Origin of the sequence: Mesorhizobium vachelliae (assembly GCF_033977325.1) — a bacterium.
In the GTDB taxonomy this organism is placed as follows: domain Bacteria; phylum Pseudomonadota; class Alphaproteobacteria; order Rhizobiales; family Rhizobiaceae; genus Mesorhizobium; species Mesorhizobium vachelliae.
Genome location: NZ_JAVIIR010000016.1, coordinates 92,082 through 108,600, shown reverse-complemented (window position 1 = coordinate 108,600; position 16,519 = coordinate 92,082). Strand labels below are relative to the sequence as shown.

The 16,519-nt window shown below is 63.4% G+C and carries 17 protein-coding genes and 1 pseudogene; 12 read left to right on the top strand and 6 right to left on the bottom strand.

The genetic code is table 11. The features are described from left to right. Positions 1-16 precede the first annotated feature (16 nt). A complete protein-coding gene (locus RFM41_RS27775) occupies positions 17-409 on the bottom strand; it encodes a DoxX family protein (protein WP_320252527.1) in 393 nt (130 codons plus the stop codon). 198 nt (positions 410-607) lie between these two features. Between RFM41_RS27775 and RFM41_RS27770 the strand changes: the two genes are divergently transcribed. Further along, on the top strand, positions 608-1,096 hold the full coding sequence (locus RFM41_RS27770; protein ID WP_320252528.1) for a hypothetical protein: 489 nt from the start codon (positions 608-610) through the stop codon (positions 1,094-1,096). Between the two features lie 27 nt (positions 1,097-1,123). Here the strand turns inward: RFM41_RS27770 and RFM41_RS27765 are convergent, their stop codons facing one another. Further along, positions 1,124-1,900 (bottom strand): VOC family protein, encoded by a 777-nt coding sequence (locus RFM41_RS27765; protein ID WP_320252529.1) that lies wholly within the window; start codon positions 1,898-1,900, stop codon positions 1,124-1,126. A 178-nt stretch (positions 1,901-2,078) separates the two neighbouring features. Between RFM41_RS27765 and RFM41_RS27760 the strand changes: the two are divergent. The 5 genes and pseudogenes from RFM41_RS27760 to RFM41_RS27740 all read left to right on the top strand — a co-directional run bounded on the left by RFM41_RS27760 (position 2,079) and on the right by RFM41_RS27740 (position 6,943). Then, positions 2,079-2,811 (top strand): annotated as a pseudogene (locus RFM41_RS27760) (gamma-glutamylcyclotransferase). Between the two features lie 114 nt (positions 2,812-2,925). Beyond that, on the top strand, positions 2,926-4,290 hold the full coding sequence (locus RFM41_RS27755; protein ID WP_320252530.1) for an NAD(P)-dependent oxidoreductase: 1,365 nt from the start codon (positions 2,926-2,928) through the stop codon (positions 4,288-4,290). A 2-nt stretch (positions 4,291-4,292) separates the two neighbouring features. After that, positions 4,293-5,606: an NAD-dependent dihydropyrimidine dehydrogenase subunit PreA gene (preA, locus tag RFM41_RS27750; protein ID WP_320252531.1), complete on the top strand. Its 1,314-nt coding sequence runs from the start codon at positions 4,293-4,295 to the stop codon at positions 5,604-5,606. Positions 5,607-5,937: 331 nt separating this feature from the next. Then, positions 5,938-6,456 carry an RrF2 family transcriptional regulator gene (locus RFM41_RS27745; protein ID WP_320252532.1) on the top strand — a complete coding sequence of 173 codons (519 nt, stop codon included), beginning with the start codon at positions 5,938-5,940 and terminating at the stop codon, positions 6,454-6,456. Between the two features lie 28 nt (positions 6,457-6,484). Then, complete coding sequence (locus tag RFM41_RS27740) at positions 6,485-6,943, top strand: carboxymuconolactone decarboxylase family protein (protein ID WP_320252533.1); 459 nt, start codon at positions 6,485-6,487, stop codon at positions 6,941-6,943. Positions 6,944-7,049: 106 nt separating this feature from the next. On the opposite strand, the gene RFM41_RS27735 is transcribed toward RFM41_RS27740, so the two are convergent. Next, entirely contained in the window at positions 7,050-7,772 is a 723-nt protein-coding gene (locus RFM41_RS27735) for an SDR family oxidoreductase (protein ID WP_320252534.1), read from the bottom strand. Continuing rightward, a complete protein-coding gene (locus RFM41_RS27730) occupies positions 7,769-8,614 on the bottom strand; it encodes an SDR family oxidoreductase (RefSeq protein WP_320252535.1) in 846 nt (281 codons plus the stop codon). Before RFM41_RS27730 ends, RFM41_RS27735 begins: the two co-directional genes overlap by 4 nt. A 103-nt stretch (positions 8,615-8,717) precedes the next feature. Between RFM41_RS27730 and RFM41_RS27725 the strand changes: the two genes are divergently transcribed. Beyond that, positions 8,718-9,590: a helix-turn-helix transcriptional regulator gene (locus tag RFM41_RS27725; RefSeq protein ID WP_320252536.1), complete on the top strand. Its 873-nt coding sequence runs from the start codon at positions 8,718-8,720 to the stop codon at positions 9,588-9,590. A gap of 15 nt (positions 9,591-9,605) precedes the next feature. On the opposite strand, the gene RFM41_RS27720 is transcribed toward RFM41_RS27725, so the two are convergent. Further along, entirely contained in the window at positions 9,606-10,235 is a 630-nt protein-coding gene (locus RFM41_RS27720) for a TetR family transcriptional regulator C-terminal domain-containing protein (RefSeq protein ID WP_320252537.1), read from the bottom strand. 238 nt (positions 10,236-10,473) lie between these two features. Between RFM41_RS27720 and aptA the strand changes: the two genes are divergently transcribed. Continuing rightward, entirely contained in the window at positions 10,474-11,802 is a 1,329-nt protein-coding gene (gene aptA, locus RFM41_RS27715; RefSeq protein WP_320252538.1) for an omega-aminotransferase AptA, read from the top strand. Positions 11,803-11,839: 37 nt separating this feature from the next. Beyond that, the gene (locus RFM41_RS27710) at positions 11,840-12,163 is read left to right on the top strand and encodes a hypothetical protein (protein ID WP_320252539.1); all 324 of its coding nucleotides are present in this window, start codon (positions 11,840-11,842) and stop codon (positions 12,161-12,163) included. Between the two features lie 62 nt (positions 12,164-12,225). Here the strand turns inward: RFM41_RS27710 and RFM41_RS27705 are convergent, their stop codons facing one another. Continuing rightward, complete coding sequence (locus RFM41_RS27705) at positions 12,226-12,864, bottom strand: TetR/AcrR family transcriptional regulator (RefSeq protein ID WP_320252540.1); 639 nt, start codon at positions 12,862-12,864, stop codon at positions 12,226-12,228. Positions 12,865-12,985: 121 nt separating this feature from the next. Between RFM41_RS27705 and RFM41_RS27700 the strand changes: the two genes are divergently transcribed. From RFM41_RS27700 to hydA, 3 genes are all read left to right on the top strand, one after another. Next, the gene (locus tag RFM41_RS27700; RefSeq protein ID WP_320252541.1) at positions 12,986-14,236 is read left to right on the top strand and encodes a Zn-dependent hydrolase; all 1,251 of its coding nucleotides are present in this window, start codon (positions 12,986-12,988) and stop codon (positions 14,234-14,236) included. Positions 14,237-14,240: 4 nt separating this feature from the next. After that, positions 14,241-14,906, top strand: coding sequence for a PDZ domain-containing protein (locus tag RFM41_RS27695; RefSeq protein WP_320252542.1), 666 nt, complete (start codon positions 14,241-14,243; stop codon positions 14,904-14,906). A 68-nt stretch (positions 14,907-14,974) separates the two neighbouring features. Then, entirely contained in the window at positions 14,975-16,426 is a 1,452-nt protein-coding gene (gene hydA, locus RFM41_RS27690; RefSeq protein WP_320252543.1) for a dihydropyrimidinase, read from the top strand. The last annotated feature ends 93 nt before the right edge of the window (positions 16,427-16,519 follow it).

Here is a 16,519-nt window from a genome sequence, read left to right as displayed (position 1 = left end):
GTATCCATCGGTCGCTTCAAGCGTTGCGACGGTTGTCCAGTGCGAAGGCACCGGAGCCGGCGAAGATCAGATAGAGGAAGATGAAGCAGAAGGAGATCGCCAGGTCGCCGCCATTATTGACGGGGAAGAAGCCGCGCGGGAAGTGCGCCGTGAAATAGGCGATGGCCATTTCGCCGGCCAGAAGGAACGCGACCGGCCGGGTGAAGAGGCCGAGCGCCAACAGGATGCCGCCGGCGAATTCGAGGATGCCGGCAGCCGTCGTCAGCCCGGTGAGGGCGTGCGGCTGGCCGCTGACCGGGAAGTTGAACAGCTTCTGCGAGCCATGTTCGATGAACTGCAAGGCGGTCATGATACGCAGCACGCCCAGCGCTTGCGGACGGTACTGGGCGAGGCTTTCAAAAAGCTTCATCTAATACTCCATTTTACCCCCCCGTCCGGCCATAGATTATCGTCCGGCAGCGGACCACTCACTTCCCATGGCTCGGCATCAACAATCGGTGAGTGGAATGGTTTCACATCCTGATATTTATTCTCGCAATGGTTGCATATTTATCCTTATGGTTGTATCGATGATGTGAAGGCATCAAACCAACGGATCCGCTTTGCCATGAAGAAAGTCGTCATCAGCCTATTCGCAATCCTCGCCAGCACCGGCTTCGCCGCGGCCGCGGACGCCGGCTGCGACGCCTTCAAATGGCCGGTTACGCGTGAGCAGGCGCTGTTCCCGGCGGCGCCGGCCGCCCAGTCCGGCGCGACCCTGACGGTCGGGCAAGCGGTGGATTTCTCGCTCGAGGCCGTCGACACGGTCAGCTTTGAAGTGCCGCCGGAACGCGCACCGGCAGCCGGCACCTTCGGCGCGACGGCAAACGTGACCGTGCCGCCTGATGGCGAGCTGCAGCTCAGCCTGTCCGATGAGGCCTGGAACGATGTCGTGCAGGATGGCAAGACCGTAAAATCGTCGGCCTTCAGCGGTGTGAAGACCTGCCCGGGCATCCGCAAGAGCGTACGCTTCAAGCTCGCGGGTGGCGCGGCCATCGTCCAGTTCAGCGGCGCGAAAAAGGCCGATCTCAGGGTGGCGGTGCTGACGCCGGAGTGATCCGGCGCCAGCCAGCGAGTCGGCGCGCTACCGCGCCGGCGCCAGCAGCGCGAAATGCGCGCCTTGCGGGTCCTGGCACTGGATGATCCACTGGCCGCTCGGCACGTCCATCGGCCCCATGATGACTTTGCCGCCATTGTCGGTGACGCGCTTGGCGGCGGCGTCGATGGCGTCGACGTTGAAATAGAACTGCCAGACGGGAACCGGGATCTGTGGTGGCTTGTTCATCATGCCACCGCCGGATTCGGGGCCGGCGCTGAAGGTTTTGTAAATACCCATCTCGCCCATGTCGAACTCGCCGGCACTCTCCCAGCCGAACTGGCTGGAATAGAAATCGAAAGCGGCTTTCCAGTCCGAGGTGTAGAGCTCGTGCCAGCCGATATGGCCGGGCGTGGTCGCCGGCACCGGCGGCTGCTCGGGCTGATTGGGCTCAAGGAACATGAAGGCAGCGCCTTGCGGGTCCGCGACGACGGCAAAACGGCCGACGCCCGGAATGTCATCCGGCGCGCGATGGACCGCACCGCCCGCGTCTTGTAGCGCCTTGGTCGAAGCGTCGACGTCCTTGGTGTAGATGTAGCCCACCCAGGCTGGCGGCATACCCCTCTTGGCGGGCTCTTCCGGCATCGTCATCAGCCCGCCGACGCCGCGCACGGCGGAGTTCACGACGATGTAGCGGGGCATGCCGGGCGTCTTGTCGAAAGGCTCGGCCTTCCAGCCGACGACAGCGGTGTAGAAGGCCTCGGCGGCGTCGAGGTCGGTGGTCATCAGTTCGTACCAGAAGAAAGGTTGCGGGGATTTCGGCATGGTCGGTCTCCTCACCGGTTCAGGCAGCGATCGCGATTCGATCCATCCTAGGACGATCCTGGCGACAGAAATCCGACATGGGCCGAAAATCCCGGTCGGCAAGGCGCTGCGCTCCCTGATCTTGCATAGCCAGCGCTTTTCGACTTTGCTCCCGTCAAAGAGGGGTTCGCGTTTTTCCATGCGCCAGATGTCGCTCACGCCCGAGCTAGTGGCTCTTTGCCATCGCGAGGAGATCGATCCCGGTCCGAGCGGGGAGTGGACGCAACTCAACGACGACGATTTCAGCGCGCTCGCCGCGCGTCTCGCCGGCGAAGCCGACGAGGGCCCGCTCTGGGTGTTCGCCTATGGCTCGCTGATCTGGAAACCGGCCTTCGAGTCGGTCGGGCAGCAGCGTGCCTCGGCCCATGGCTGGCATCGCTCCTTCTGCCTTGACATGGTGCGCTGGCGAGGCAGCGCCGCGCAGCCGGGGCTGATGATGGCTCTGGAACGCGGCGGGCGTTGCGACGGCGTCATCTACCGCCTGCCGGACGGGGAAAAGCCGGCCCAGATCGAGAGGCTGCTGCGACGCGAGATCGACGACCACGAGAGCGTCGCTTCCGTCAGATGGGTTCCGGTGCGGACGGCGCGAGGCCGGGTGCGGGCGCTGGGCTTCTGGGTCGGCGTGACAGGCAGGGGGAGGTCGCTCGGGCAGCCGCTGGAGAAGGTGGCTTGGGTGCTGGCGCGCGTGCGGCCATGTCGGCTCCGGCGCCGAATATCTCTACAATACCGTCAGCCATCTCGAGACCTCCGGCATCCATGACCGCAATCTGTGGCGGCTGCAGGAATTGGTGGCGGACGAGATACGGTCGGTGCACGGCCACAGGGTCTTAAGCCACGACACCGCAGAGGTTACCGAGGTGGCCATAACATGACTTTATTTGTCATGTTTTTACTCAACCATTTCAGTGACTTGGCCAAAAATTGACCAATTGATAAAAAAATAAAACGTGCTAGCCTTCCCCAAAACGACAACAAGGGGAACTGGAATGGCGACTGGTCATTTCATCGAAGGCATAGCCGGCGGCCGGCTGTCTTCCGAGCAATATGCCGACAATTTTTCCGACCTTCATCCGCCGCTTGATCACCATGAGGCGCTGGTCGAGTCCGATCGCTGCTATTTCTGCTACGACGCGCCCTGCATGAATGCGTGCCCGACGTCGATCGACATCCCGCTGTTCATCCGGCAGATCGCCACCGGCAATCCGCTGGGCTCGGCCAAGACCATCTTCGACCAGAACATTCTCGGCGGCATGTGCGCTCGGGTGTGCCCGACCGAGACGCTGTGCGAAGAGGTCTGCGTGCGCGAAGTGGCCGAAGGCAAGCCGGTGCAGATCGGGCGGCTGCAGCGCTACGCCACCGATGTCGCCATGGGTGAAGGCAAGCAGTTCTACAAGCGCGCCGAGCCGACCGGAAAGAGCATCGCCGTGGTCGGCGCCGGACCGGCCGGGCTCGCGGCGGCGCATCGCCTTGCCCGCCACGGCCATGACGTAACGATCCTCGAGGCGCGGCCGAAGGCCGGCGGCCTCAACGAATATGGCATTGCCGCCTATAAGAGTGTCGATGATTTCGCCCAGGCCGAGGTCGACTATGTCACCGCGATCGGCGGCATCGACATCCAGAACGGCAAGGCGCTCGGCCGCGACTTCCAACTGGCCGACCTGATGCGCAACTACGACGCCGTGTTCCTCGGTCTCGGGCTCGGCGGCGTCAACGCACTGCGCGCCGAAGGCGAAGACGCCGACGGTGTCGCCAATGCGGTGGAATTCATCTCGGAACTGCGCCAGGCAAGCGACCTCTCCAGCCTGCCAGTCGGCCGGCGCGTCGTCGTCATCGGCGGCGGCATGACGGCGATCGACGCCGCGGTGCAGTCGAAACTGCTCGGCGCGGAAGAGGTGACGATCTGCTACCGGCGCGGCCAGGAGCATATGAATGCTTCCGGTTTCGAGCAGGACCTTGCCGCCGCCAACGGCGTCACCATCCGCCACTGGCTGCAGCCCAAGCGCGTCATTGCCGAGAACGGCAAGGTCTCGGCAATCGAGCTCGAATACACCGCGATGAATGGCGACAAGCTTGCCGGCACCGGCGAAACGCTGCGGCTGAATGCCGACCAGGTGTTCAAGGCGATCGGCCAGAGCTTCGTGCCGGCGCATCTCAACGGCAGCGCCGAATCGATTGAACTCGAAGGCGGCCGCATCAAGGTCGATGCAGAAGGCCGTACATCGCTGGCGAAAGTCTGGGCCGGCGGCGACTGCATCTTCGGCGGCGACGATTTGACCGTATCGGCGGTGGCGCAGGGGCGCGACGCGGCCGAGAGCATCCACCGGGCACTGACCTCTAACGGGAGGGCATGAGCATGGCAGACATCCGCAACACCTTCATCGGCATCAAGTCGCCCAATCCGTTCTGGCTGGCCTCGGCGCCGCCGACCGACAAGGCGTACAATGTCGAGCGCGCCTTCAAGGCCGGCTGGGGCGGCGTGGTGTGGAAGACGCTCGGCGAAGAAGGCCCGCCAGTCGTCAACGTCAACGGTCCGCGCTATGGCGCGATCTGGGGCGCCGACCGCAGGCTGCTTGGCCTGAACAATATCGAGCTGATCACCGACCGCGACCTGCAGACCAACCTGCGCGAGATGAAGCAGGTGAAGATGAACTGGCCGGACCGGGCGCTGATCGCCTCTATCATGGTGCCTTGCGTGGAGGAGAGCTGGAAGGCGATCCTGCCGATGGTCGAGGAGACCGGCGCCGACGGCATCGAGCTCAATTTCGGCTGCCCGCACGGCATGTCGGAACGCGGCATGGGCTCGGCGGTCGGCCAGGTGCCGGAATATATCGAAATGGTGGTGCGCTGGTGCAAACAGTACACGCGCATGCCGGTCATCACCAAGCTGACGCCCAACATCACCGACATCCGCAAGCCCGCGAGGGCAGCGCACGCCGGTGGCACGGATGCGGTTTCGCTCATCAACACGATCAACTCCATCACCGGCGTCGACCTCGACAATTTCGCGCCGCAGCCGACCATCGACGGCAAGGGCTCGCACGGCGGCTATTGCGGCCCGGCGGTGAAGCCGATCGCCATGAACATGGTGGCCGAGATCGCGCGCGATCCGGAAACGCATGGCCTGCCGATCTCCGGCATCGGCGGCATAACCACCTGGCGCGATGCCGCCGAATTCATGGCGCTCGGCGCCGGCAACGTGCAGGTCTGCACGGCGGCGATGACCTATGGCTTCAAGATCGTACAGGAGATGATCGCAGGCCTGGAGAACTGGATGGACGAGAAGGGGCATGCCTCGCTCTCCGACATCATCGGCCGCGCTACGCCCAACGTCACCGACTGGCAGTATCTCAACCTCAACTATGTCGCCAAGGCGCATATCGACCAGGATGCCTGCATCAAATGCGGCCGCTGCCATATCGCCTGCGAGGACACCTCGCACCAGGCAATAACCAGCATGGTCGATGGCGCGAGGCATTTCGAAGTGATCGAGGCCGAATGCGTCGGCTGCAATCTCTGCGTCAATGTCTGCCCGGTCGAAGGCTGCATCACCATGGAGCCGCTGGCCGCGGGCGCGATGGACCAGCGCACCGGCAAGCCGGTGTCGCCGATCTACGCCAACTGGACGACGCACCCCAACAATCCGATGGCCAAGGTGGCTGCGGAATAGCTGGGTTCCTCGGCCTACGCAGTGGGGAGAGGTGGCCCGGCGAAGCCGGGACGGAGAGGGGCCTCCGGACGACCGCCCAGGCCCTCGATTTTCTTTATTTTCTTCCGTCGCGTCTTTCACCGGCTCTGGCTTCGCGTAGGTCGTCCCCCTCTCCGTCCCGGCTTCGCCGGGCCACCTCTCCCCCCCGCTTCGCGGGGCGCGAGGAACCCAAGTCCTGCGAAGCCCGTTCTCTCTCACGCTGCCATTGCGAATTGAGGTTAATTTTCATTTCGCCTATTGCAGATAAAAGTTATCCAGGATAAAATATATCTACGAATAGGAGATCGAGGCCATGAAGCTGAGCGAAGGGGTCGAGGCGGCTATCCACTGCACCGCCACGCTGGCCAGCGTTGATGGCAACAGCACGATGCCGGGCGCTGCTCTCGCTGAGGCATTCGGTCTGTCGCCGAGCTACCTGCTCAAGCATCTCAATCAACTGACCGCGGCGCGCATCCTGGAATCGCTGCCCGGACCTGCGGGCGGCTACCGGCTGGCGCGGGCGGCGGAACAAATCACGCTGCTCGATGTCGTGCTGGCCATCGAGGGGCGTGAGCCGGCGTTTCGTTGCAGCGAGATCCGCCAGCGCGGCCCGGTCAAGATCGGTGCCTCGGCTTATGTGAAGCCGTGCGGCATCAATGCCGCGATGCTGAAGGCCGAGCGCGCCTATCGGGCGGCGCTCGCCGAAGTGAGGATTTCCGACATCGTCGCGGAATATGCGGCTGAAGGCGATCCGCGATCCTACGCCGCGAGCTGCGCCTTCGTCGAGCGTCACCAACGACCGCAGAAATCCGCTTCATCCAAGCAGATCTAAACCCACTCAAAACCTGGAAGGAAAGACGATGAAACAGAGATTGCAGTTCTTTGCCAAGGCGCCGGAAATCATGAAGGCGGTGTCGGCGCTCAACAAGGCCGTCGATGAGTGCGGACTGGAAGTGAGCCTGCTGCATCTGATCAAGCTCAGGGCTTCGCAGATCAATGGCTGCTCATACTGCGTCGAGATGCACAGCCGCGAGGCCAGGCGCGACGGCGAGACCGAAACCCGGCTCTATCTCGTCGCCGCCTGGAAGGAATCGCCGCTGTTTTCGGAACGCGAGCGCGCCGCCTTCGCCTGGACCGAGGCCGTGACGCTGATCGCCGACAATGGCGTATCGGACGAGCTCTACGCCCGCACGCTCGAGCATTTTTCGGAAGAGGAACTGGTCAAGCTCTCGGTGGCGCTCGGCATGATCAACACCTGGAACCGGCTCTGCATTCCGTTCCACTCCATCCATCCGATGCCGTCCGCCAAGGCCGCCTGAGTTTATCGTTCGATAGCGTGGGCCCGTTGATGGGCCCACGCTTTTCGTTTTCGCGCTGGGCGGAGGTTCCTGGCGCTGATCGCGCATTCGCTTTGACGGCCCAGGGCTAGGCCGCGAACCTGAGGCCGCCGTCGCAGGTCAGCACCTGGCCGGTCATGAAGCCGTTGGAGACCAGGAAGGCGATCGCCTCGGCGACGTCCTCGGCGCGGCCGATGCGGCCAACCGGCGTCTTGCCGGCATATTCGGCAAAGACCGCCTGCCGCTGCTCGTCCGGCAAAAAGTCCCACCATGGCGTGTCGATGACGCCGGGCGCCACGACATTGACGCGCAGCGGCTTCAGCTCGACAGCCAGGATCGGCGCGACAGTGAGCAGCATGCCGTTGATGGCGCCGATGCCGGCGACGCCGGGCGCCGCGATCTGCGCCGAGACGGCCGAGATGAAGGTCACCGATCCGGCTTTGTTCAAGGTCGGCAGGGCCGCCTGCAGGCAGGACAATTGCGGCCGGATCTTTTCATCGACGCCGCTGCCGATATCGGCAAGGTCCAGCGTCGCGAAAGGCCCCAGACCCTTGCCGCCGCTCGCGGCGAGAACCAGGTGATCGAACGGTCCGAGACCATCGAAGAAATTCCGGACCTCATCCGGCTTCGCGGCGTCGAACACGGCCTTGCCGACAGTGCCGCCAAGGGCCTTCCAAGCGCCTTTGAGCTTCTCCTCGTTGCGACCGGTGATGGTCACTTTCATGCCGGGACCGACCAGCCGTTTGGTCGTGGCGAAGCCGATGCCGGATGAGCCGCCGATGATGACGCAATGTTGGATGGTCTCGCTCATGAATGCTTTTCCCTGGCTGTCGTGGAAGATTGTCTGGTCAGTTCGAGGCTCAAGCTCCGCAATTGGCGGCGGGCCTTTTCGTCATAGGCCTGGCCGTCGGCGCGCGATTCCCGTTGGCCGTCGAAATAGCGGCCGCTGCGTCCCTCGAGCGCCGGCGACGTGGCGAGGCTCAGGATGGCGTCGGCGCCGGTCTCGACCGAGCTCCATGGCGTGACGCCGGCCCGCCGGACCATGGTGGTGTCCATGTAGCTTGCCGGATGGAGCGCGTTGACGGTGACGCCGGTGCCGTCGAGCTGCTGAGCCAAATCGACGGTGAACAGGATCTGCGCCAGCTTGCTCTGGCAGTAGGCGCGCACGCCACTGTAGCCGTGCGTCAGCATGACATCGTCGAAGTCGATCGCCTGCTGGCCGGCCGAGGCGACGTTGACGATGCGTGCCGGCGCGCTTGCTTTCAGCAACGGCAGCAGTTCCGACGTCAGCAGGAAGCCCGCAAGATAGTTGACGGCGAAGCGCAGCTCGTAGCCGTCGGCGCTGACCTGTCGCTTCGCGCCCTGGCCGCCGGTGCCGACGCCGGCATTGTTGATCAGGACGTCGAGCCGGTCAGTCCTGGCGCGCACCGCTTCGGCGAGGCGGCGCACTTCGGCAAGCGAAGCGAGGTCGGCGGCGAGGAATTCCGCCTTGCCGCCTTTTGCCTCTATGGCGGCCACGGTCGCCTTGCCGCGGTCAGCGTCGCGGCCATGCACCAGCACCCGCGCGCCCGCGGCACCGAGCCTTTCGGCGACCACGCGGCCGACGCCGTCGGTCGAGCCGGTGACGAGAATTGTCTTGTCCTTGAGTTCCATGATCAGAGCCTCCTTGCGCTGCTCTGAACGGAAAGATGGGACACGGCGCGTATCTCAAACAGTTCAAACTTTATCCTGGTACCGGTACTGCTATAATAGGCACATGGACGCCATCGCTCATTCCCCCGAAGATCATCGCCGGCGCGAGCTCGGCGCCTTCCTGCGTTCCCGCCGCGAAAGGCTCTCGCCCTCGGATACCGGCATCGCCGCCGGCCGGCGTCGGCGCACGCCCGGGCTGCGGCGGGAGGAAGTGGCGATGATCGCCGGCGTCGGCACGACCTGGTACACCTGGCTGGAGCAGGGCAGGGACGTGCGGCCTTCGATCGAGGTGCTGACCGCGCTCTGCCAGGCGCTGCGGCTCGACGGGGCCGAGCAGCGGCATCTGTTCACGCTCGCCGGGCGCCAGCAGCCCGAGCGGCGGCGCATCGTTGCGGGAAAGGTCGAGGGACCGTTGCTGCACATGTTGCAGAGCCTGGTGCTGCAGCCCGCCTATGTCGTCGGTCCGCGTTGGGACGTGCTGGCTTGGAACGACGCGGCCGTCGCCATCTTCGGCGACTACGGCCTGCTGGAGGGCGATGCCCGCAACATCATCCACGGCGTGTTCACCGATCCGCACCGGCGGCATCTGCTGGTGGACTGGGAGCAGCTGGCGCGCGCGACCCTTGCCGCCTTCCGCGCCGAGAGCGCGAAATACACCGGCGATCCGGATTTCGAGCGGCTGATCGAACTGATGATGCGCTCAAGCCCCGAATTCCGCGAATGGTGGCCGCAGCGCGATGTCGTGCACCGGCTTTCCGGCCTGAAGCATCTGCGCCACCCGATCGCCGGCGCGATGACATTCGAGCATATGAGCCTGTCGATCGACGACGGTTCGGATATGCGATTGATCGTCTACACGCCGCTTGCCGAGCAGAATTCGGTGGCAAAGCTCAAGAAGCTGCTCGACGACCTGCCAACTGAGCGGCGCAGCGCCTGAGCCATCCACCGCCGGTCAGCCCTTAGGCTTCAGCCCATCCAGGAACAGCTGCTCCAGGAAGCGCGCCGCGTCCTCGAAGCGGCCGTCGCCGCCGCGGTCGGCGCCGAGCACGGCGCGCACCTGCACGTCGAAATCGGCATAGTGCTGCGTCGTCGCCCAGATCGAGAAGATCAGGTGCCAGGGGTCGGTGCGGGCGATCTTGCCGGCGCGCATCCAGCCCTTGATGACGGTGGCCTTCTCGTCGACCAAGGTCTTCAGCTCGCCCTCCAGCATCGGCTTGATGCGCGGTGCGCCCTGCAGGATCTCATTGGCGAACAACCGGCTTTCGCGCGGAAAGTCGCGCGCCATTTCGAGCTTCCTGCGGATATAGCTTCTAAGCTCCGTCAGCGGATCGCCGATGTCGTCAAGCTCGCGCAGCGGCGCCAGCCAGGTGTCGAGCAGGCGCTGCATCAACGTCTCGTGAATGTCTTCCTTGCGGCGGAAGTAATAGAGAAGGTTTGGCTTCGACATGCCGGCGGCTTCGGCGATCTGGTCGATGGTCGAACCGCGAAAACCGTTGGCGGAGAAGACTTCGAGCGCGGCTTCCAGGATGAGCTCGCGCTTTTCCTGCTGGATGCGGGTGCGGCGGGGAGCGGAGCCTTCCATCGCCGCCGTCATCCTTGCCGGCCGTTTTCGCGTGGGCTCTCTGGACCAATTGTCTGGACCAGTTTTTCCTTGGGCTGTGGAGCGCGCTTTTTATGCCGCATTTCCGCTAGTAATCCTTTGACCGCCGACAGGCGGCGCTAACGTTTGTCCAACCGGTCAAAATTTTGCGTAGCACGAAAACGCAGCGAAGACCAAGCGTTGGCCGCACCGAAACACGTTACAAGGGGAAGTCCTGGTCATGTCCAACCGGCTGAAAGTCACGCCGAACGATCTCAGCGCATTCTGGATGCCGTTCACGGCAAACCGCCAGTTCAAGCAGGCGCCACGCATGTTGGTGTCCGCCAAGGACATGCATTACACCACCAGCGACGGCCGCAAGGTGCTCGACGGCACGGCGGGCCTGTGGTGCGTGAACGCCGGCCACTGCCGGCCGAAGATCACCGAGGCCATCCAGCACCAGGCCGCCGAGCTCGACTACGCGCCTGCTTTCCAGATGGGCCACCCGGTCGTGTTCGAGCTGGCGAACCGCCTGGTCGATATCGCGCCCAAGGGCATGGACCATGTCTTCTTCACCAATTCCGGATCGGAATCGGTGGAGACCGCGCTGAAGATGGCGATCGCCTATCACCGCGTTCGGGGCGAGGGCTCGCGCACCCGCCTGATCGGCCGTGAGCGCGGCTATCACGGCGTGAATTTCGGCGGCATCTCGGTCGGCGGCATCGTCTCCAACCGCAAGATGTTCGGCACGCTGCTCGGCGGCGTCGACCATCTGCCGCACACGCACCTGCCCGAGAAGAACGCCTTCTCCAAGGGCGTTCCGGAACATGGCGCGGAGCTCGCGAACGACCTCGAGCGGCTGATTGCGCTGCACGATTCCTCGACCATCGCCGCCGTGATCGTCGAGCCGGTCGCCGGCTCCACCGGCGTCATCCTGCCGCCGAAGGGCTATCTGCAGAAGCTTCGGGAAATCTGCACGAAGCACGGCATATTGTTGATTTTCGATGAAGTGATCACCGGCTTCGGCCGCCTCGGCACGCCGTTCGCGGCCGACTATTTCGGCGTCACGCCGGACATCATGACCACTGCCAAGGGCGTCTCCAACGGCGTCATCCCGATGGGCGCGGTGTTCGTGAAGAAGGAGATCCACGACGCCTTCATGACCGGCCCCGAGCACATGATCGAGTTCTTCCACGGCTACACATATTCGGGCAACCCGATCGCCTCCGCCGCGGCGCTCGGCACTCTCGATACCTACAAGGAAGAAGGCCTGCTGACGCGCGGCGAGGAGCTCGCGCCTTACTGGGAAGACGCGCTGCATTCGCTGAAGGGCGAGCCGCATGTCATCGACATCCGCAACATCGGCCTGATCGGCGCGATCGAGCTGGCGCCGATCGCCGGCAGCCCGACCAAGCGTGCCTTCTCGGCCTTCGTGAAGGCGTTCGAGCGCGGCGCGCTGATCCGCACCACCGGCGACATCATCGCGTTGTCGCCGCCGCTGATCATCACCAAGGGCCAGATCAACGAACTGATCGACCATGTCAGGGACGTGCTGAGGTCGATCGACTAAAAGGTCGGGAATGGTCTCTGCCAAACGCGAAGCGGCCTTGGAACAGGAAAGGCAGTCTCTCGAGGCTGCCTATTCCGATGCCTTGCTGGTTGCGCTTCGCGACTGCGCTGACGGCAGATGGGGATTGTTCGACCAGAACGAAGGAACGCTTCCTGCCTTCCTGGAAAGCCGCCATTTGCCGGAAAGTGCAAAGCGGCTCGCCGCGATAGGAGCCGAACTTGTCGCGGTTCGGGAAAAAATGGGTTTTGTCGACCTCTTTGCTCCCATGCAGCGACTGGCTGAACTCAGGGCGGAACGTGGGCCCAATCAGCCAGGGGAGCCTCGGCTGGCGCAGATGTTCCTCGATGAATTGAAGGCATAGCAAGCCGCCCAATAGAACGCGCAGCGCGTCAACCAATCCCTTGCCGCAACGGCCTGCAAGAGTCAGGCCGGCTGTGCGCCGATGCCGGTCAGGATGACCCGCTTGATGTTTTCCTTGGCTTCCCGCCATTGCCGGTCCGAGAGCGACTTGCCGCCGTTCAGCGTCTCGATCTGGTGGCCGAAATCGGCGTAGTGCTGGGTCGTGGCCCATAACATGTAAAGCAGATGCCGCGGGTCCACCGGGTCCATCTTGCCCTCCTCGATCCAGCGCCTGATGATCTCGACGCGGCCGTCGGTCCATTCGCGCAGCGTCGATTCCATATAGTCCTGAAGCACCGGCGCGCCGTGCATCACCTCGGAGGCCCAGACCTTCGAACCGTCCGGGTGGCGGCGCGATATTTCCATCTTGGCGTCGATATAGGAACTGATGCCGTCCACCGGGCCGCGCGCCGCGTCAAAGCAATTGGCCGCCTGCAGCCAGATCTCGAAAATGTTCTGGACGACGGACCGGTAGAGCTCTTCCTTGGTGGCGAAATAATAGTGGAGATTTGCCTTTGGCAGCCCCGCCAGATCGGCGATCAGCTGCATCGTGGCGCCACCGAACCCTGCCTCTGCGAACACCTTTTCGGCGGCGAGCAGAATGGCTTTTTCATTCTCCCGCCTTATGTCCTGGCGCCGCATGGGACGGGTGGATTCGGTCATGTCTCCCCCAAGATTCTCGTTGACCGCTTGGTCAGCTTGTGTAGTCTGAAAGCTGACCATACGGTCAGGATGCAAACCACTCAAGGGGCGACAAGACCCCTGGTGAAAATGGGAACCGCAAATGGCCGCACCCGGCGAAAATCTGCGAATCAATTCAGACCGCTTGTGGGATTCCATCATGGAGATGGCGAAGATCGGCCCCGGCATTGCCGGCGGCAACAATCGCCAGACCGTGACCGACGAGGACGGCGAGGGTCGCCATTTGTTCAAGCGCTGGTGCGAGGCCGCCGGGCTCGAAATGGGCCTCGACGAGATGGGCACCATGTTTGCCCGCCGCGAGGGCACCGATCCCAGCCTGCCGCCCGTCTATGTCGGCAGCCATCTCGACACGCAGCCGACCGGCGGCAAGTATGACGGCGTGCTCGGCGTGCTGGGCGGGCTCGAAGTCGTACGCTCGCTCAACGACCTCGGCATCAAGACGAAACATCCGATCGTCGTCACCAACTGGACGAACGAGGAAGGCGCGCGCTTCGCGCCGGCCATGATGGCGTCCGGCGTGTTCGCCGGCGTGCTCGACCAGGCCGATGTCTACCAGCATGTCGACAAGGACGGCAAAAAGTTCGGCGAGGAGCTCGAGCGCATCGGCTGGAAGGGCACGGAAAAGGTCGGTGATCGCAAGATCCACGCCTTCTTCGAACTGCATATCGAGCAGGGGCCGATCCTGGAGGACGAGGGCATCGACATCGGTGTCGTCACGCACGGCCAGGGCCTGAAATGGCTGCAGGTGACGCTGACCGGCAAGGAAGCGCATACCGGCTCGACGCCGATGCCGAAGCGTCGCAATGCCGGGCTCGGCATGGCGCGCGTGATCGAACTGGTGCACGAGATCGCCATGGACTACCAGCCGGACGCCGTCGGTGCGGTCGGCCACATGCAGGCCTATCCGAACTCGCGCAACATCATCGCGGGCCGCACGGTCTTCACCATCGATATCCGCTCGCCGGAGAAGGAAGTGCTCGACGCCATGGATGGCCGCATCCGCGAAGGCATCGACACGATCTGCGATGCGCTCGACATCAAATACGAGATCGAGCAGGTCGGTCATTTCGATCCGGTCACCTTCGACAAGGATTGCGTCAAGGCGATCCGCGACGCCGCCGAGCGGTTGGGCTACTCGCATCGCAACATCGTCTCGGGCGCTGGCCACGACGCCTGCTGGATCAACCGCGTCGCGCCGACCGCGATGGTGATGTGCCCCTGCGTCGACGGGCTCAGCCACAACGAGGCCGAGGAGATCACCAAGGAGTGGGCGGCGGCGGGCGCCGACGTGCTGTTCCACGCGGTGGTGGAGACCGCGGGGATTGTGGAGTGAGCCCTTGGGCATCCGGGAAGACGATCGGCAGCGAAAGGCTTATGGAAAGGCCTGGGAGGCCGGGCTGCGGCCCGCAATCAAGGGAAGGGGATGGCGCAAGTATTGGAGTTCAATTTCGAGGCAGGATGGCCCTTGGTTCATCTGCGCGGAATGCGTTCTCCTCTGGCCGACGCGCAGGCTGCAGTTTCTTCTGCAAGCCAAGCCAATGACACTGGACCCGCTTCTGTGGAAGATTATCGGAGCTAAGGACAACGAGACAGAGCCGTTATCGTTCAGAAAGTGGGGCGCATTTATTTGCGAAGCGCCGACTCTTGCCGAGTCAATCGTTGATTGCGGGGCTCCAGAGCAAATGGCCTCTGACTTCGTGCAGTTTGCAATGTCCGAAAGGTCGTCGATTTTGCGAGAGCTGTCTTCGAGACCTTTCTCAGATGTTCTGGCTGAAAAGGCAGACCCGTTTGGGATGCTTTCGACAACGAAGGTGGTGTCTTTGCTAGACGAGAGGAAGTACGAAGACGCCATATCGTTTTTGAATGGGAAATATGAGAAGGGCGTTTCGATCAATGTTGTCAGGCCTGATGCCGAAGGGCACGCCAGATCAGCCAGTTTCTTCGATTTGGCCCGGGACTACGCGCTGTCCGCAAAAGAACCAATGACGGCCGAGACCGCCTGAATGATCGACTAGACCAATCACCTCGCAACGCCGCTCGCCAAGAAGCGCGAAAGAACAGGGGAACAGATATGACCAAAGTCATCCGCAACGGCACCGTTGTCACCGCCGACCGCACATGGAAGGCCGACGTGCTGATGCAGCACGGCAAGATCGTCGCCATCGGCTCGAACCTGCACGGCGACCATGAGTTCGACGCCACGGGCTGCTACGTCATGCCGGGCGGTATCGATCCGCATACCCATCTGGAAATGCCCTTCATGGGCACCTATTCGGCCGACGATTTCGAATCCGGCACGCGCGCAGCACTTTCCGGCGGCACGACCATGGTGGTCGACTTCTGCCTGCCGGCGCCGCAGCAGTCGCTGCTCGAAGCGCTGCAGATGTGGGACAACAAGACCTCGAAGGCGTCCTGCGACTATTCCTTCCACATGGCGATCACCTGGTGGGGCAAGCAGGTGTTCGACGAGATGGCTCAAGTCGTCGACCGGGGCATCACCTCGTTCAAGCATTTCATGGCCTATAAGGGCGCGCTGATGGTGGACGACGACGAGATGTATTCGTCGTTCCAGCGCTGCGCCGACCTCGGCGCGCTGCCGCTGGTCCATGCCGAGAATGGCGACGTGGTTGCAGCACTTTCGCAAAAACTGCTCGCCGCCGGCAACAATGGTCCCGAGGGCCATGCCTATTCGCGCCCGCCGGAAGTGGAAGGCGAGGCCACGAATCGCGCCATCATGATCGCCGACATGGCCGGCGTGCCGCTCTATGTCGTGCATGTCTCCTGCGAGCAGAGCCACGAAGCGATCCGCCGCGCGCGCCAGAAAGGCATGCGCGTCTTTGGCGAGCCGCTGATCCAGCATCTGACGCTCGACGAGACCGAATATTTCAACAAGGACTGGGATCACGCGGCGCGCCGCGTGATGAGCCCGCCCTTCCGCAACAAGCTGCATCAGGACTCGCTGTGGGCCGGCCTGCAGGCCGGATCGCTGCAGGTGGTCGCGACCGATCATTGCGCCTTCACCACTAGCCAAAAGCGCAACGGCGTCGGCGACTTCACCAAGATCCCGAACGGCACGGGCGGGCTCGAGGACCGCTTGCCGGTGCTGTGGACGAGAGGCGTCAACACCGGGCGGCTGACGATGAACGAGTTCGTAGCGGTGACCTCGACCAACATCGCCAAGATCCTCAACATGTACCCCAAGAAGGGCGCGATCGTCGAAGGCGCCGACGCCGACATCATCGTCTGGGACCCGAAGCGCCAGAAGACGATCTCGGCCAAGAAGCAGCAGTCGGTGATCGACTACAACGTCTTCGAGGGCATCGAGGTGACCGGCCTGCCACGCTTCGTCTTCTCGCGCGGCGAGCTCTCGATCGAGGAAGCGGATGTGAAGGCCAAGGCCGGCCATGGCGAGTTCGTCGCCCGCGAGCCGAACGCCGCGGTCAATCGGGCGCTGTCGACCTGGAAGGAGATTTCCGCGCCGCGCAAGGTGGAGCGTACCGGCATTCCGGCGACCGGAGTTTGAGCGTGCGCGGAGTTCGTCCTGCCATCGCGCCGGCAGCCTTGCTGCCTGGTTGCCTGGCCGCCGCAACCAGCATCGATCCATCAAAGCCCTGGG

Excerpts from the sequence above, each read along its gene's own strand:
- RFM41_RS27775 (WP_320252527.1), bottom strand. The coding sequence starts at position 409 with ATGAAGCTTTTTGAAAGCCTCGCCCAGTACCGTCCGCAAGCGCTGGGC.
- RFM41_RS27770 (WP_320252528.1), top strand. The coding sequence starts at position 608 with ATGAAGAAAGTCGTCATCAGCCTATTCGCAATCCTCGCCAGCACCGGC.
- RFM41_RS27765 (WP_320252529.1), bottom strand. The coding sequence starts at position 1,900 with ATGCCGAAATCCCCGCAACCTTTCTTCTGGTACGAACTGATGACCACC.
- RFM41_RS27755 (WP_320252530.1), top strand. The coding sequence starts at position 2,926 with ATGGCGACTGGTCATTTCATCGAAGGCATAGCCGGCGGCCGGCTGTCT.
- preA (WP_320252531.1), top strand. The coding sequence starts at position 4,293 with ATGGCAGACATCCGCAACACCTTCATCGGCATCAAGTCGCCCAATCCG.
- RFM41_RS27745 (WP_320252532.1), top strand. The coding sequence starts at position 5,938 with ATGAAGCTGAGCGAAGGGGTCGAGGCGGCTATCCACTGCACCGCCACG.
- RFM41_RS27740 (WP_320252533.1), top strand. The coding sequence starts at position 6,485 with ATGAAACAGAGATTGCAGTTCTTTGCCAAGGCGCCGGAAATCATGAAG.
- RFM41_RS27735 (WP_320252534.1), bottom strand. The coding sequence starts at position 7,772 with ATGAGCGAGACCATCCAACATTGCGTCATCATCGGCGGCTCATCCGGC.
- RFM41_RS27730 (WP_320252535.1), bottom strand. The coding sequence starts at position 8,614 with ATGGAACTCAAGGACAAGACAATTCTCGTCACCGGCTCGACCGACGGC.
- RFM41_RS27725 (WP_320252536.1), top strand. The coding sequence starts at position 8,718 with ATGGACGCCATCGCTCATTCCCCCGAAGATCATCGCCGGCGCGAGCTC.
- RFM41_RS27720 (WP_320252537.1), bottom strand. The coding sequence starts at position 10,235 with ATGGAAGGCTCCGCTCCCCGCCGCACCCGCATCCAGCAGGAAAAGCGC.
- aptA (WP_320252538.1), top strand. The coding sequence starts at position 10,474 with ATGTCCAACCGGCTGAAAGTCACGCCGAACGATCTCAGCGCATTCTGG.
- RFM41_RS27705 (WP_320252540.1), bottom strand. The coding sequence starts at position 12,864 with ATGACCGAATCCACCCGTCCCATGCGGCGCCAGGACATAAGGCGGGAG.
- RFM41_RS27700 (WP_320252541.1), top strand. The coding sequence starts at position 12,986 with ATGGCCGCACCCGGCGAAAATCTGCGAATCAATTCAGACCGCTTGTGG.
- hydA (WP_320252543.1), top strand. The coding sequence starts at position 14,975 with ATGACCAAAGTCATCCGCAACGGCACCGTTGTCACCGCCGACCGCACA.